Origin of the sequence: Burkholderia sp. BCC0419 (genome assembly GCF_902830285.1) — a bacterium.
Lineage (GTDB): Bacteria > Pseudomonadota > Gammaproteobacteria > Burkholderiales > Burkholderiaceae > Burkholderia.
This window is the reverse complement of sequence record NZ_CADESR010000001.1, coordinates 1,425,131-1,441,027: the sequence shown is the minus strand read 5'-3', so window position 1 is coordinate 1,441,027 and position 15,897 is coordinate 1,425,131. Positions and strand designations below refer to the sequence as shown.

Genomic DNA, 15,897 nt, shown 5'->3' with positions numbered 1-15,897 from the left:
CGTGGCGGCATCCTTGCCAGCCGCCACGATCCCGCGATGACCGTTACCCGCCCGCTTCCCGATTCCGACCCGATCGCGCTGCTGCGCGTCGCCGACCTGCGCGCGGCCGAAGCCGACGCAACCGCCGCGCTGCCGCCGCACACGCTGATGGGCCGCGCGGGCGCCGCCGCCGCGCGCTGGCTGTCCGAGCGCGTCGCCGGCGACGATCGCCCGGTCTGGTTCGCGGTGGGCCCCGGCAACAACGGCGGCGACGCGCTGGTGGCCGCCGCGCAGCTCCAGCAGCTCGGCGTCGCGACGCATGCGTGGATGCCGGTGCCGGTCAAGCCGGACGACGCGCAATGGGCGCTCGGTCTCGCGCGCACGGCGGGCGTGCCGCTGTCGGCCACCCCGCCCGCGTCGCTGGAAGGCTATGCGTGGGTCGTCGACGGGCTGTTCGGCATCGGTCTCGGCCGCGCGCTCGACGGCACGTTCGCCGAGCAGGCCGCACGCATCGCCGCCCATGCGCGCAGCGGCGGCCGCGTGCTCGCGCTCGACGTGCCGAGCGGGCTCGACAGCGACACGGGCCGGATCGTCGGCGCGGGCGTCGCCGTCGCGGCCACCCACACGCTCACCTTCATCGGCGCGAAGCCCGGCCTCTACACGGGCGACGGCCGCGATCTCGCCGGCGCAATCCACGTCGCGTCGCTCGACGTCGCGCCGCCCGCCGCGCCGGCCATCGTGCTGAACGCGCCCGCGCGGTTCGCCGCGGCGCTGCCCGCGCGCGCCTTCGCGTCCCACAAGGGCACGTATGGCAGCCTCGCGGTGCTCGGCGGCGACACGGGCATGTGCGGCGCGCCGATCCTTGCCGCCCGCGCCGCGCTGTTCGCGGGCGCCGGCAAGGTGCACGTCGGCTTCCTGGGCGCGGGCGCGCCGCCGTACGACCCGCCGTTCCCCGAACTGATGCTGCATCCGGCCGACACCCTCGATCTCGGCGCGATGACCGCGATCGCGGCCGGTTGCGGGCTCGGCACACGCGAAGCCGCGGCAACGCTCGTGCGCGACGTGCTCGCGCACGACATCGCGACGCTGCTCGATGCCGACGCGCTGAACCTCGTCGCGACGCACGCGGATCTCGCGGCCGCCGTCGCCACGCGCGGCGCGCGCGGCAATCCGTGCGTGCTGACGCCGCATCCGCTCGAAGCCGCACGCCTGGTCGGCGGCGACACGGCAGCCGTGCAGCGCGATCGCGTCGCGGCCGCGCAGGCGCTCGCCGCACGTTACGCGAGCATCGTCGTGCTGAAAGGCTCGGGCACGGTGATTGCAGCGCCCGACGGGCGGGTGGCGATCAACCCGACCGGCAACGCGGCGCTCGCCACCGGCGGCACCGGCGACGTGCTCGGCGGCCTGATCGGCGCGCTGCTCGCGCAGCGGGTCGCGCCGTACGAAGCCGCGCTGGCCGGCGTCTATCTGCACGGCCTCGCGGCCGACACGCTGACCGCGAACGGCACCGGCCCGGCCGGGCTCACCGCGGGCGAGCTCGCGCCAATGGCGCGCACGCTGATCAATCGCCTTTTTTATCCGTCGCCGCGCGCCGACACGTAACGCCGCTATACTGACTGCCCCGCCGCACGGCGGGCCTTCTCGTCCGCCGGCTTTCCGATCCCGATGAGCCGGCGCGGCATTCCTCCCGATTCACGCTTCACTCGAACCGCCATGACGCTGAAATCGCTCCCCGCCTGGACTGCCCTTCAATCCCACTTCGAACAGATCCGCCACGCGCGGCTGCGCGACTGGTTCGCGCCGGAAAACGACCGCGCGCCGACCCGCGCCGAACGCTTCACGATTCCGGGCGGCGGTCTCGCGGCCGATTTCTCGAAGAACCGCATCGACGACGAAACGCTGCGCCTGCTCGTGCAGCTCGCGCGCGACGCGGGCGTCGAAGCGCGCCGCGACGCGATGTTCGCGGGTGAGATCGTCAACCCGACCGAAGGCCGCGCCGCGCTGCACACCGCGCTGCGCGCGACCGACCCGCAGGCGCCGTTCCACGCGCAGGTGAGCGCCGAGCGCGCGAAGATGGCGACGTTCGCGCGCGCCGTGCGCAGTGGCACGTGGACGGGCTATACGGGCAAGCGCATCCGCCACGTGATCAACATCGGCATCGGCGGCTCCGATCTCGGGCCGAAGATGGTCGTGCATGCGCTGCACCACGTCGCGACGCCCGAGATCTCGACCCACTTCGTGTCGAACGTCGACGGCGCCGATCTCGCGCGCGTGCTCGAACAGGTCGACCCCGAGGAAACGCTCGCGATCATCGTGTCGAAGACCTTCACGACGCTCGAGACGATGACGAACGCACGCTCGCTGCGCGACTGGTTCGTCGCGCGCGGCTGCCCCGAGGACGCGCTCGCGAAGCACTTCGTCGGCGTGTCGGCGAACCCGGCCGAAGTCGTGAAGTTCGGCATCGCCGCAGAGAACGTGTTCGAAATGTGGGATTGGGTCGGCGGCCGCTATTCGCTGTGGTCGGCGGTCGGCCTGTCGATCATGATCGCGGTCGGCCCGGAACAGTTCGACGAGCTGCTGGCCGGCGCGAACGACATGGACCGCCACTTCCGCGAAGCGCCGCTCGAGCGCAACCTGCCGGTGCTGCTCGGCCTGATCGGCATCTGGTACCGGAATTTCTTCGGTTCGCAGAGCTATCTCGTCGCGCCGTATTCGGAAGCGCTGCACTACCTGCCGTCGTACCTGCAGCAGCTCGAAATGGAGAGCAACGGCAAATCCGCGCGCCTGGACGGCGCCTTCGTCGACTACCCGACGTCGGCCGTCACGTGGGGCGAGCCGGGCACCAACGGCCAGCATGCGTTCTTCCAGATGCTGCACCAGGGGCCGACGATCGTGCCGATCGACTTCATCGCGGTGCTGACGCCCGAGCATCCGCTCGCGAGCCATCACCCGAAGCTGCTCGCGAACTGCTTCGCGCAGAGCGAGGCGCTGATGCTCGGCCGCACGCTCGAAGAAGCGCGCCAGGTCGCCGGGCCCGGCAAGGAAGCGCTCGCGCCGCACCTGACGTTCCCCGGCAACCGGCCGACCACGACGCTGCTCGTCGATGCGCTGACGCCGCGCACGCTCGGCGCGCTGATCGCGCTTTACGAGCACAAGGTGCTCGTGCAGGCGACGGTATGGGACATCAATCCGTTCGACCAGTGGGGCGTCGAGCTCGGCAAGATTCTCGGCAAGGTCGTCGAAGCCGACCTGTCGGCCGAATCGGTCGACCCGGCGAAGCACGACTCGTCGACCACGGCGCTGATCGAGCGCGCCCGCGCGGCGCTCAAGCGTTGAAGCACTGACGCGACGGCGTCATGCCCGTGCCGGCCGCGCGATCCACCCTGCGCGGCCGGCACGAATATTCACGCGTTGCGCGAAGCCGCTTGCGGCGCGACGATGCGCCCGGCGTCGATGGTGACCGTCGTTGCGCAGCGGCGCGCGAGTTCGGCATCGTGCGTAACGAGCACGAGCGTCGCGCCATGCGTGCGGTTCAGTTCGAACATCAGGTCGATGACCGCGTGGCCGGTTGCCGCGTCGAGGCTGCCGGTCGGCTCGTCGGCGAACAGGATCGCCGGGCGCGTGACGAACGCGCGTGCGAGTGCGACGCGCTGCTGTTCGCCGCCCGACAGCAGCTTCGGATAATGCGCGGTGCGTTCGCCGAGGCCGACCTGCACGAGCAGCGCCCGGGCGCGGTCGGCCGCATCGCGCGCACTGATGCCGCCCTGCAGTTCGAGCGGCAGCATCACGTTCTCGAGCGCCGTCAGATGCGGCATCAGCTGGAACGATTGGAACACGAATCCGACCGCGCCGTTGCGCAGTGCCGCGCGTTCGTCCTCGTCGAGCTGGTCGAGCGCGCGGCCGAGCAGGCGAACCGTGCCGCTCGTCGCGCTGTCCAACCCCGCAAGCAGGCCGAGCAGCGTCGATTTGCCCGACCCGGACGCGCCGACGATCGCGAGGCTGCTGCCCGGCTGCACGGCGAGCGTGATGCCGTCGAGAATCGTCAGCTCGCCCGTTGCATCGGCAACCCGCTTGCACACGTCATGGACTTCGATGATCGGATCGGTAATCTTGAACATGGACACGACATTCCGCTGGAAAAGACGCGCGGCGGCCGCCGCGCTGCTGGGCACCCTGCTGGCCGTCACCGTGCCCGCACGCGCCGCGACGGCGCCGGCATCGAGCCCGCCCGTGATCGTCGTGCTCGGCGACAGCCTGTCGGCCGAATACGGATTGCCGCGCGACACCGGCTGGGTGTCGCTGCTGCGGCAACGACTCACGACAGAGCGAATCGATTATAGCGTCGCGAACGCCAGCGTCAGCGGCGACACCACGAGCGGCGGCCGCGCGCGGCTGCCCGCGGTGCTGCAGCGGCTCAAGCCGTCGATCGTCGTCGTCGAGCTCGGTTCGAACGATGCGCTGCGCGGCGTGCCGCTCGCGACGACCGAGCAGAACCTGCGCGACATCATCGCGAGCGCGCGGCGTGCGCAGGCAAAGGTCGTGCTGGTCGGCATGTACGTGCCACCCAATTACGGCCCCGACTACACGCAGAAGTTCCACGCGGTCTATACGCGGCTGTCGAAAGACCTCGGCGTGCCGCTCGTGCCGTTCCTGCTGGCCGGCATCGAGAACAAGCCCGAGATGTTCCAGGCCGACCAGATGCATCCCGCGCAGCAGGCCCAGGGCGTCCTGCTCGACAATGTGTGGCTGGCACTGAAGCCGTTGCTCGGCAAGCCACGCGGCTGACCGCCGTACACCGGAAAACAAAAAGCCCCGCTTCAAGCGGGGCTTTTTGATGGTTGCGGGCGAAACGATGTTCAGTTGTCGCCGTCCTGCTGCTGGCTGGCCGTCGTGCTGCCGTACAGCTTCACCTTCGAGCGATCGCGCAGCGCGGCGAGATACGCTTCGCCTTCGCTCTGCGCGTCGACCTGCGCCATCTGCTGCTGCGCGGCCGCCAGTTGCTGCGGATCGACCGCCGAACCCGGGATCACCGCGTTCACACGGTAGATCGCATAGCCGTCCGCGCCGAGATCGACACCGACATAGGCCGGCAGCGTCTTCGCATCGACCTTGTAGACGGCGCTCAGCGCAGCCGGCGTCAGGCCCTGCGACTGGGTGCGCGACACCTTCTGCGCGGCCGCGAACCCGTCGGTCGACTTCGACTTCTGCAGCCCGGCCAGCTTCGCCGCACCGTCCTTCTTCGCGAGTTCCGCGGCCTGCTCGGCGATGACCTTCTGGCGCACGACGTCCTTGATCGTGTCGAGCGCGGGCACGGCAGCCGGCTTGTGCTCGGTCACGCGCGCCGAGATCAGCGTGTTGTTGCCGACGTCGATCGCCTGCGTGTTGTTCTGGTTCTTCACCGCGTCATTCGCGAACACGGCGGCCAGGAACTTCGGATTGTTCAACGGGCTCGTCGGCGGCAACTGCGGATTCGGCGTCGGCGTGACGGTGGCCGTCTGGATCGTCAGCTTGTACTTGTCCGCGGCCGGCTGCAGCGTCTTCGCCTTTTCATAGACGGTCGACGTGAAGCCTTCCGCGTTGTCCGTGAACGCCTTCGATGCGTACTGCTGCTTCAGGTCGACCGCGATCTGGTCCTTCACTTCCGCGAACGGCTTGACGACCGCCGGCTTCACTTCGGTCGCCTTCAGGATGTGGAAACCGAGATCCGACTGCACGATCCCGCTCACGTCGCCCTGCTTGAGCGAGAACGCCGCATCGTCGAACGCCTTGCCGCCCGCGGTCGAACCGCGCGTGATGAAGCCGAGGTCGCCGCCCTTCGCTGCCGACGGCGCGTCCTGCGAGCTCTTCTGCGCGATCTGCGCGAACTGGTCCGGATGCGCCTTCACGTCGGCGAGCAGTTGCTCGGCCTTCGCCTTTGCGGCTGCCTTGTCGGCCGCGCTGGCGCTGCCCGGCGCGGCGATGAAGATGTGGCTCACGCGCACCTGTGCTTCGCTACGGAAGTGCGTCGGGTTGTCGTCGTAGAATTTCTTGATGTCCGCTTCGGTCGGCTGCGCGCTCGCGGCCGCTGCGGCCGGCGAATAGACGAGATACTGGATCGTCGCGGTTTCCGGCGTCGCGAAGCCCTGCTTGTGTGCGTCGTAGTACGCGGTGAGCTGCGCGTCGGTCGGCTGGACCTTCGCTGCGAAATCGCTCGTCTTCAGCACGAGCGCCTGCACTTCACGCTGCTGCGCGGCGAGTTCGGACAGGCGTTGCGCGAGGCTCTTCGGCGTGAACGCGCTCGACACGATGCTCGCCGGAATCTGCTGCAGCGAGAGGCTGTAACGCACGCGCTCCTGGTACTGCTCGGGCGTCATCCCCTGGAACGACAGCAGTTGCGCGTAGCGTTCGACGTCGATCGTACCGTCGGGCTTCTTCAGCGACGCGATCATCGGGTCGCTCATCAGCGCGTCGCGCACGGCGTTGTCGGACGCGGTCAGGTGCAGGCGTTGCGTCTCGTCGGCCAGCACGCGTTGCTGGATCAGGCCGTCGAGCACCTGCTTGCGATGCTCGGGCGTGTCGAACATCTTGATGTCGAACTGGCCGCCGAGCGCCTGGCGCGCCTGGTCGATCTGCTGGCGGAACGCGCCGTCGAATTCGACCCGCGTGATCTTGTGCCCGTTGACTGCCGCGACGTTCGCACTGTCGTCGAAGAAGCCGCGGAAGCCTTGGATCCCGACGAAACCCAGCCCCGGCAATACGATCAGGAGCAGGAGCGCCATCATCAGGCGCTGGTGATTACGGAAGAAATCGAGCATGCGTGACGGGAAAATTGGACAAAACGACCGATATTACAACATACGGGGTGGGACGGGAAAAAAGCAGACGTGCCGCGGGCAGGCGCAGCCGGAAATACAAATGAAAAAGCCCGCGCAAGGCGGGCTTCTTCATTTTCTGGCGGAGCGGACGGGACTCGCCTACCTCCCGCAGGCCGCGGCTGCGCTTGCAAGCGCAGCCCTTCGAATCCCGCCGGAAGCCGCGCAGGCGGCTTCCTCCACTCCGCAGTCACGCGCCCGCCCGCGGGCGCAACCGACAATACAAATGAAAAAGCCCGCACGAGGCGGGCTTTTTCATTTCTGGCGGAGCGGACGGGACTCGAACCCGCGACCCCCGGCGTGACAGGCCGGTATTCTAACCGACTGAACTACCGCTCCTTGGTCTGGCTGAATCGGGAAACTGGTGGGTGCTGAGGGGTTCGAACCCCCGACCTACGCCTTGTAAGGGCGCCGCTCTACCAGCTGAGCTAAGCACCCGTTTCCGATTCGTTCTGACTGCGATCTGCGTTTCCGCATCAACAATCAGCGAGCCCGCAAGTTTAATTCATCCCCGATCATTTTGCCAAGCCTGCGCATGAATTTTTTTAACGCACGGCGGGCTCGCACAATTCCGAGGCGCATAAATAAACCCGCGGACACCGCCGCGGGTTTCGTGAACGACCGTCAGCAACGACGGTGCTCAGCAGGGCCTCAGTGCTTGACCACTTCCGTCGAGCCGGCATCCTTCGCCGCCTCGCCGACCGGCGCCGCTGCCTTCGCTTCTTCTTCCGGCGGCAGCGGAGTCGGCGAACGCTCGAGCGCGAGCTCCAGCACCTTGTCGATCCAGCGGACCGGCACGATCTCGATCGCGTTCTTCACGTTGTCCGGAATGTCCGCGAGATCCTTCACGTTCTCTTCCGGAATCAGCACGAGCTTGATGCCGCCGCGGTGAGCCGCCAGCAACTTTTCCTTCAGCCCGCCGATCGGCAGCACTTCGCCACGCAACGTGATTTCGCCCGTCATCGCGACGTCGGCCCGCACGGGAATACCCGTCAGCACCGACACCAGCGCGGTCGTCATCGCACCGCCGGCGGACGGACCGTCCTTCGGCGTCGCGCCTTCCGGCACGTGGATGTGGATGTCCTGCTTCTCGAACGCTTCGTCCTTGATACCGAGACGACGCGAACGCGAACGCACGACCGAACGCGCAGCCTCGACCGACTCCTTCATCACGTCGCCGAGCGAACCCGTACGGATCACGTTGCCCTTGCCCGGCATCACCGCGGCTTCGATCGTCAGCAGGTCGCCGCCGACTTCCGTCCACGCGAGGCCCGTCACCTGACCGACCTGGTTTTCCTTCGCCGCGAGGCCGAAGTCGTACTTGCGCACGCCGAGGAACGTGTCGAGGTTCTCGCCATCGACCTTGATCGCGCCCGATGCCTTCTTCAGCAGCAGCATCTTCACGACCTTGCGGCAGATCTTCGACACTTCGCGCTCGAGCGAACGCACACCGGCTTCGCGCGTGTAGTAGCGGATGATGTCGCGGATCGCCTGCTCGGTGACGTCGATCTCGCCTTCCTTCAGCCCGTTGTTCTTCTTCTGCTTCGGCAGCAGGTAACGCTGGGCAATGCTGACCTTCTCGTCTTCCGTGTAGCCCGACAGACGGATCACTTCCATCCGGTCGAGCAACGGCGGCGGGATGTTCAGCGAGTTCGACGTCGCGACGAACATCACGTCCGACAGGTCGAAGTCGACTTCGATGTAGTGGTCGGCGAACGTGTGGTTCTGTTCCGGATCGAGCACTTCGAGCAGCGCCGACGACGGATCGCCGCGGAAATCCATGCCCATCTTGTCGACTTCGTCGAGCAGGAAGAGCGGATTGCGCACGCCGACCTTCGCGAGGCTTTGCAGGATCTTGCCCGGCATCGAACCGATGTACGTACGGCGGTGGCCGCGGATCTCGGCTTCGTCACGCACGCCGCCGAGCGCCATCCGGACGAACTTGCGGTTCGTCGCACGGGCGATCGACTGGCCGAGCGAGGTCTTGCCGACGCCCGGAGGCCCGACGAGGCACAGGATCGGCGCCTTGACCTTGTCCACGCGCTGTTGCACCGCGAGATACTCGAGGATCCGTTCCTTGACCTTCTCGAGGCCGAAGTGATCCTCGTCGAGCACCTGCTCGGCGTTCGACAGGTCGTTGTTGACCTTGCTCTTCTTGCGCCACGGCAGGCCGATCAGCGTGTCGATGTAGTTGCGCACGACGGTGGCTTCCGCCGACATCGGCGACATCAGCTTCAGCTTCTTCAGCTCGGCGTCGGCCTTCTTCTTGGCTTCCTTCGGCATGCGCGCGGCGTTGATGCGCTTCTCGAGCTCCTCGAGATCCGCCCCTTCCTCGCCTTCGCCCAGTTCCTTCTGGATCGCCTTGACCTGTTCGTTCAGGTAGTACTCGCGCTGGCTCTTTTCCATCTGGCGCTTCACGCGCCCGCGGATGCGCTTTTCGACCTGCAGGATGTCGATCTCGGCTTCGAGCTGCGCGAGCAGGTGCTCGAGGCGCTCGATGACCGGGAACATCTCGAGGATGTGCTGCTTCTGGTCGAGCTTCAGCGGCAGGCGCTCGGCGATCATGTCGGCGAGACGGCCCGCTTCGTCGATGCCCGACAGCGACGTGAGGATCTCCGGCGGGATCTTCTTGTTCAGCTTCACGTACTGGTCGAACTGCGACACGATCGCGCGGCGCAGCGCTTCCGTTTCGGCGCTGTCGGCGTGATCGGGCTCGAGCGGCATCACTTCGCAGGAGAACTGCGTCTCCTGTTCTTCGATCGACAACGCCTTCGCGCGCTGCAGGCCCTCGACGAGCACCTTCACGGTGCCGTCCGGCAGCTTCAGCATCTGCAGGATGTTGGCGATACAACCGACCTCGTACATGTCCTTTTCGGTCGGTTCGTCCTTGGCCGCGGTTTTCTGGGCGACGAGCATGATGTGCTTGCCGCCTTCCATCGCTGCTTCGAGGGCCTTGATCGATTTCGGCCGGCCCACGAAGAGCGGAATCACCATGTGCGGGAAAACGACGACGTCCCGCAGCGGCAGCAGCGGGAGCGTGATGCGTTCCGGCGGGAGAAGTTGGGTGCCTGACATTTTCATTTCCCCATGAGTGGAATCAATTGTTCGGTAATTGAGGCCGCCACAACGAATTGCAAGCCTTCAAGTGCGGGAAATATTCGGTAAGAAAGTAACCACCGCGTGTCGAGTCAGAGTTACCCACAAGATAAACGAAAAAAAGCCGCCCACGGACTCATGAACGGCCTTTTTCGATGAACATCGTCGGCAAGCCGGTCAGTTCGAACCCGCCACCTTCGGCGTGTCCTCGTAGATCAGCAAGGGCTTGCCGTCCCCATCGATGACGTTCTCGTCGATGATGACCTTGCTGACCCCTTTCATCGTCGGCAGCTCGTACATCACGTCGAGCAACGCCTGTTCGATGATCGAACGCAAACCGCGCGCGCCGGTCTTGCGGCGGATCGCCTTGCGGGCGACTGCCTGCAACGCGCCCGGCCGGATTTCCAGCTCGACGCGCTCCATCGCGAACAGCTTGTGATACTGCTTGACGAGCGCATTCTTCGGCTCGACCAGGATCTTCATCAGCGCGGCTTCGTCGAGCTTGCCGAGCGTCGCGACCACCGGCAGGCGGCCGATCAATTCGGGGATCAGACCGAATTTGATCAGGTCTTCCGGTTCCGTTTCGCGCAGCACTTCGCCCGCGTCGCGTTCCTGCTTGCTCTTGACCGTCGCGCCGAAGCCGATGCCGGTCTTCTCGGTACGATCGGTGATCACCTTTTCGAGACCGTCGAACGCGCCGCCGCAGATGAACAGGATGTTGGTCGTGTCGACCTGGATGAAATCCTGGTTCGGGTGCTTGCGGCCGCCCTGCGGGGGCACCGACGCCATCGTGCCCTCGACGAGCTTCAGCAGCGCCTGCTGGACGCCCTCGCCCGACACGTCGCGCGTGATCGACGGGTTGTCCGACTTGCGGCTGATCTTGTCGATTTCGTCGATGTAGACGATCCCGCGCTGGGCCTTGTCGACCTCGTAGTTGCAGTTCTGCAACAGCTTCTGGATGATGTTCTCGACGTCCTCGCCGACGTAGCCGGCTTCGGTCAGCGTCGTCGCATCGGCGATCACGAACGGCACGTTGAGCAACCGCGCGAGCGTCTGCGCGAGCAGCGTCTTGCCGGAGCCCGTCGGGCCGATCAGCAGGATGTTGCTCTTCGACAGCTCGACGTCGTCCTTCTTGTCGAGATGCTTCAGGCGCTTATAGTGGTTGTACACGGCCACCGCGAGGATTTTCTTCGCGCGCTCCTGGCCGATCACGTACTGATCGAGGATGTCGCGAATTTCCTGCGGGCTCGGCAGATCCGACCGGGACAGGGTGGCCTCGACGCCGGCGGCAGCCGCCTCGTCGCGAATGATTTCGTTGCAGAGGTCGATACATTCATCGCAGATGAACACCGACGGGCCCGCGATGAGTTTTTTCACCTCATGCTGGCTTTTCCCGCAAAACGAGCAATACAACAGCTTCTCGCTGTTCGAACCTTTTTTGTCCGCCATGAATGTAGAGCCTCCGGACAGGTAAATGACATGATACGCCGATTGCTCCGAACGCCGCGCCTAGGGCGCGACCGGAGCCGGCTGGATGCGCTTGCCGCAGATGCTCAGGGGCACTCGGGACGTTTGGGGGCGCCGCGCGAATCGGGGCGGCACCCCGTTTAAGCTCACGGGCGCTTCAACAGCACCTGATCGATCAGCCCGTACGCCTTCGCGTCCTCGCTCGACATGAAGTTATCACGGTCGGTGTCGCGCGCGATGCGCTCGACGTCCTGGCCCGTGTGCTGCGCGAGCAGGTTGTTCAACCGTTCCTTCAGGTAGAGGATCTCGCGTGCCTGGATCTCAATGTCGGATGCCTGGCCGCGCGCGCCGCCGAGCGGCTGGTGAATCATCACGCGCGAATTCGGCAGCGCAAAGCGCTTGCCCTTCGCACCCGACGCGAGCAGGAACGCGCCCATGCTGGCCGCGAGGCCCATGCACAGGGTCGACACGTCCGGCTTGATGAACTGCATCGTGTCGTAGATCGCCATCCCGGCCGACACCGAGCCGCCCGGGCTGTTGATGTAGAGGCTGATGTCCTTGTCGGGATTCTCGCTCTCGAGGAACAGCAATTGCGCGACCACGAGGTTGGCGGTCTGGTCGTTCACTTCGCCGACCATGAACACCAGGCGCTCCTTCAGGAGACGCGAATAGATATCGTACGAACGCTCGCCGCGGCCGCTCGTTTCGACGACGATCGGCACCAGCCCCAGCGCTTGCGCCTCGAAACCCTGCGGCGCGTTCGAAGCAAGCATGTCCAGCAATTCAGCGCGAGTGATCATTCAATGAACCTTGTTCGAATGGAAAATTGAACGGAAGGAAGCCGCCCGCTCAATCGCCATATTAATGGCAACCGTGCGCTTGACGTAAAAACGGCGTGCGGGCCGTCGCTCCGACAGCCGGCACGCCGCTAGAGCGACACTTACGCTTGCGCCGATGCGCTCGCGAGTGCCTCGAAGCTCACTTCCTTGTCCGTCACCTTTGCCTTGCCCAGCACGAAGTCGACGACGTTGCTTTCAACGACGAACGCTTCCATCTCGGCGAGGCGCTGCTGGTTGGAATAATACCAGCGGACCACTTCCTTCGGGTCTTCGTAGCTCTTCGCGAACTCGTCGACTTCCGCGCGGATCTGTTCCGGCTTCGCTTCGAGGCCGTTCGACTTCACCAGCTCGGCCAGCACGAGGCCCAGCTTCACGCGGCGCTCCGCCTGGTCGGCGAACATCTCGGCCGGGATCGGTGCGTCCTTCGCGTTCGGCACGCCGCGCTGCGCCAGGTCCTGGCGAGCCATTTCGACGAGACGTTGCTGATCCTGCTCGATCAGCGCCTTCGGCACGTCGAGTTCGGAAATCTTCAGCAGCGCGTCCATCACCTGGTTCTTGACGATCGACTGCGTGCGACGCTTCGCTTCGCGCTCGAGGTTTTCCTTGATCTCGGCGCGCATCTTCGTGAGGTCGCCGTCTTCGATACCGAGCGACTTCGCGAATTCAGCGTCGATTTCCGGCAGGTGCGGCCACTCGATCTTCTTCATCGTGACCGTGAACTGCGCCGTTTTGCCGGCGACGTCTGCACCGTGGTAGTCGTCCGGGAACTTGAGGTCGAACGTACGCTGTTCGCCGACCTTCAGGCCCAGCGCTGCCGTTTCGAATTCCGGCAGCATGCGGCCTTCGCCGAGCACGAACGGGAAATCTTCGGCCGTGCCGCCCTGGAACGCGACATCGTCGATCTTGCCGACGAAGTCGACCGTCACGCGGTCGCCGTTCTTCGCTGCGGTGTCCGCGCCGCCGTCGCCGTGCTCGCCGGCTTCGCCGCGTGCGTGGAAGTGCACGCGCTGCTTGCGCAGGATGTCCAGCGTACGGTCGATTTCGGCGTCGCCGATCGACGTCGTCGAGCGCTCGACTTCAGCCGTCGCCAGATCGCCGATCTTCACTTCCGGGTAGACCTCGAACGTCGCGTCGAACGCGTATGCGTCTTCAGCCTGTTCCTGCTTCGGCTCGAAGCTCGGCTGGCCGGCGACGCGCAGGTTTTCCGCGCGGCTGACCGTGAAGAATTCCTGGCCGATCTTGTCGCTCAGCACTTCGGCTTCGACCTGACCCGCGTATTGCTGGGCGACCATCTTCACCGGCACCTTGCCCGGGCGGAAACCCGGCATGCGCACGGTCTTCGCGAGTTTCTGGATGCGGGCGTCGATTTCCTTCTGCACGGTGTCTTTCGGCAAAGAAATCGTCACGCGGCGTTCAAGCTTGCCGAGGTTCTCAACAACGTTAGCCATGGCTTCAATCGTCCTAAAATTATTCGAGCGAATCGGGTTTTCCTTGCCGTGCCTGCCTGCAGCGTGAGGTGCATCACATGGGTGCGTCGCACTCACACGCCGCGCCGGAGCGCCACGCCATCCCTGCACGCGCCGGATGGCTAGCGCAAGCGGCTCGGAGCACGGCTTTGGCCGGAAGAATCGACTATTCTAGCAAACAATTTTCCTCGTACCGCCAGATCAGCGCGACACGCGTGTGTCCGCACCCTGTCGACGGCCCGTTGCACGCTCATGCACGCGGATCGCCGCTATGCCGAACGGCGTATCCACCCCGGGCCTGCCATCCTGTAAGCTCCGATAGCGTGTGAGCCACCGTCGTGGCACCACCGTTCATTCTTCACACCAATAAAGCCCTCCGGAGACACCATGCCGCACCACCCGTCCGCGCCTGTCGTCGTCATCGCGCCCGATTCGTTCAAAGGCTCGCTTTCCGCCGAGCAGGTCGCGGACGCGATCGCCACCGGCGTTCGCCGCGCCCGGCCCGACGCCGTGGTGCGCTGCTGCCCGATGGCCGACGGCGGCGAAGGCACGCTCGACGCGATGCTGGCGGGCGGCGGCACGCGGCGCACGCTGCGGGTGGCCGGCGCGTCGCTGGCGGCACGCGACGCGGCGGTCGGCGTGATCGATGCGCGCACCGCGATCGTCGAGACGGCCGAGGTCGTCGGCATTACCGACCCGGTCGGCATGAGCGTGCCGGTCGACGCGCGCAGCACGCGCGGGATGGGCGAGGCGATCCGCACGCTGCTCGACGACGGCGTGCGCCGCTTCTTCGTCGCGCTCGGCGGCAGCAGCACCAACGACGCGGGCGCCGGGCTGCTCGCGGGCCTCGGCCTGCAGTGCTTCGACGCGGGCGGCCAGCCGGTCGAGCCGGTGCCGTCGCGGCTCGCCGACATCGCGCGCATCGACGCGTCGGGGCTCGATCCGCGCCTGAACGAAACGGAATTCGTCGGCATGTCCGACGTCGACAACCCGCTGACGGGCGCGCATGGCGCCACCGCCGTGTTCGGTCCGCAAAAGGGCGTGGCGGCCGCACAGGTTGCGACCCTTGATGCGGCCCTCGCCCGCTTCGCCGACCTGCTCGAAGCCGCGCTCGACCGCCGCGGCCGCGATCTGCCGGGCGCGGGCGCCGCGGGCGGCCTCGGTTTCGCGCTGCACATGTTGGGCGCACGGTTCGAGGCCGGCGCCGAAGTGGTGGCGCGTCAGGTCGGGCTCGACGCCGCCCTGGCCGGCGCCGACTGGCTGATCACCGGCGAAGGCCGCTCCGACGTGCAGACGCTGCACGGCAAGGCACCGTTCATCGCGTGCCGGCACGCGCAGGCCGCCGGCGTACCCGCATCGCTGCTGTCGGGCGCGGTCGACCCGGCCGCGCTGCCGCGCCTGTCCGAGCATTTCTCCGGCTGCTTTTCGCCCGCTCCCGGGCCGATCACGCTCGACGTCGCGATCCGCGACGCGGCCAACCTGCTCGCGAACGAGGCAGAACAGTTGACACGCCTGAAGTACGGTGCACACTGACCGTTGACCCGAGCGCGCGATACAGGAACAATCGGGCCCGCCCTTTTTCTTCAGGATTCGACATGAAAGGCCGTCAAGCCGGGCTCGATCAGTTTCTGACCTATCGCCTCCATGCGCTCACGAAGCGCTCCGACCGCGGGATCGGCGAGGTGTACCGGCACAAGCTCGACATCTCGCTGCCCGAGGCGCGCGTAATCGCCGCCGTCGGCGCGTTCGGCCCGTTCTCGATCATGGATCTCGCGCGCCACACCAATCTCGACAAGAGCCAGGCAAGCCGCGCGGCCGAAGCGCTGCTGCGCCAGGGGCTGCTCGAGCGCAGCGCGAGCGAGGAAGACGGCCGGATCGTGCTGATCGCGCTGACCACCGACGGCCGCGCGCTGCATCGCAAGATCATGCCGATCGTGCGCAAGTGGAACGACGGCTTGCTCGCGTGCCTGTCCGACAGCGAACGCCAGACGTTCGAGCGGCTGCTCGACAAGGTCGTTGCGCACGCAGTCGACCGCGACGACTGAGCCGCGCGTCGGCTCCGGCGTCGCCAGTTCGCCGGATGGCCGAGCGCTGCCGGCAGTATTGATCCGATGAATCAGACAGACAGGCCGCCCGGGTCGCGTCACGCGCGATCCGGGCGGCCCGTTTTGCATCATGTGGCGGCATCGCGCGAAGCGC

The 15,897-nt window shown here is 66.3% G+C and carries 11 protein-coding genes and 2 tRNA genes; 5 read left to right on the top strand and 8 right to left on the bottom strand.

All coding sequences use genetic code 11. The annotated features are described in order from the left end of the window. Positions 1 to 36 precede the first annotated feature (36 nt). Both HWW87_RS06420 and pgi read left to right on the top strand, forming a co-directional pair. On the top strand, positions 37 to 1,581 hold the full coding sequence (locus tag HWW87_RS06420) for an NAD(P)H-hydrate dehydratase (protein WP_175819652.1): 1,545 nt from the start codon (positions 37 to 39) through the stop codon (positions 1,579 to 1,581). A 111-nt stretch (positions 1,582 to 1,692) separates the two neighbouring features. Continuing rightward, positions 1,693 to 3,315 (top strand): glucose-6-phosphate isomerase, encoded by a 1,623-nt coding sequence (pgi, locus tag HWW87_RS06415; protein ID WP_175819651.1) that lies wholly within the window; start codon positions 1,693 to 1,695, stop codon positions 3,313 to 3,315. Positions 3,316 to 3,383: 68 nt separating this feature from the next. Here pgi and HWW87_RS06410 read toward each other — a convergent pair whose 3' ends face one another. Beyond that, on the bottom strand, positions 3,384 to 4,097 hold the full coding sequence (locus HWW87_RS06410) for an ABC transporter ATP-binding protein (protein ID WP_174388798.1): 714 nt from the start codon (positions 4,095 to 4,097) through the stop codon (positions 3,384 to 3,386). On the opposite strand from HWW87_RS06410, the gene HWW87_RS06405 reads away from it, so the two are divergent. Beyond that, positions 4,096 to 4,764: an arylesterase gene (locus tag HWW87_RS06405; protein ID WP_175819650.1), complete on the top strand. Its 669-nt coding sequence runs from the start codon at positions 4,096 to 4,098 to the stop codon at positions 4,762 to 4,764. The two genes, HWW87_RS06410 and HWW87_RS06405, sit on opposite strands and share 2 nt — an antisense overlap. A 71-nt stretch (positions 4,765 to 4,835) precedes the next feature. Here HWW87_RS06405 and HWW87_RS06400 read toward each other — a convergent pair whose 3' ends face one another. From HWW87_RS06400 to tig, 7 genes are all read right to left on the bottom strand, one after another. Then, positions 4,836 to 6,773 (bottom strand): SurA N-terminal domain-containing protein, encoded by a 1,938-nt coding sequence (locus HWW87_RS06400; RefSeq protein ID WP_175819649.1) that lies wholly within the window; start codon positions 6,771 to 6,773, stop codon positions 4,836 to 4,838. Between the two features lie 319 nt (positions 6,774 to 7,092). Further along, positions 7,093 to 7,169 (bottom strand) — tRNA-Asp (locus HWW87_RS06395). A 23-nt stretch (positions 7,170 to 7,192) separates the two neighbouring features. Next, positions 7,193 to 7,268: transfer RNA gene (locus HWW87_RS06390), tRNA-Val, on the bottom strand. 213 nt (positions 7,269 to 7,481) lie between these two features. Then, positions 7,482 to 9,905, bottom strand: a complete 2,424-nt coding sequence (gene lon / locus HWW87_RS06385; RefSeq protein ID WP_006489349.1) for an endopeptidase La — start codon at positions 9,903 to 9,905, stop codon at positions 7,482 to 7,484. Positions 9,906 to 10,103: 198 nt separating this feature from the next. Continuing rightward, the gene (clpX, locus tag HWW87_RS06380) at positions 10,104 to 11,375 is read right to left on the bottom strand and encodes an ATP-dependent Clp protease ATP-binding subunit ClpX (RefSeq protein ID WP_031399287.1); all 1,272 of its coding nucleotides are present in this window, start codon (positions 11,373 to 11,375) and stop codon (positions 10,104 to 10,106) included. Between the two features lie 164 nt (positions 11,376 to 11,539). Next, positions 11,540 to 12,193, bottom strand: a complete 654-nt coding sequence (clpP, locus tag HWW87_RS06375; protein ID WP_006496351.1) for an ATP-dependent Clp endopeptidase proteolytic subunit ClpP — start codon at positions 12,191 to 12,193, stop codon at positions 11,540 to 11,542. Positions 12,194 to 12,333: 140 nt separating this feature from the next. Then, positions 12,334 to 13,680: a trigger factor gene (gene tig / locus HWW87_RS06370; protein ID WP_174434690.1), complete on the bottom strand. Its 1,347-nt coding sequence runs from the start codon at positions 13,678 to 13,680 to the stop codon at positions 12,334 to 12,336. Between the two features lie 405 nt (positions 13,681 to 14,085). Between tig and HWW87_RS06365 the strand changes: the two genes are divergently transcribed. Then, positions 14,086 to 15,231 carry a glycerate kinase gene (locus tag HWW87_RS06365; RefSeq protein ID WP_175819648.1) on the top strand — a complete coding sequence of 382 codons (1,146 nt, stop codon included), beginning with the start codon at positions 14,086 to 14,088 and terminating at the stop codon, positions 15,229 to 15,231. 62 nt (positions 15,232 to 15,293) lie between these two features. Continuing rightward, on the top strand, positions 15,294 to 15,743 hold the full coding sequence (locus tag HWW87_RS06360) for a MarR family transcriptional regulator (RefSeq protein WP_174434688.1): 450 nt from the start codon (positions 15,294 to 15,296) through the stop codon (positions 15,741 to 15,743). Positions 15,744 to 15,897 lie beyond the last annotated feature (154 nt).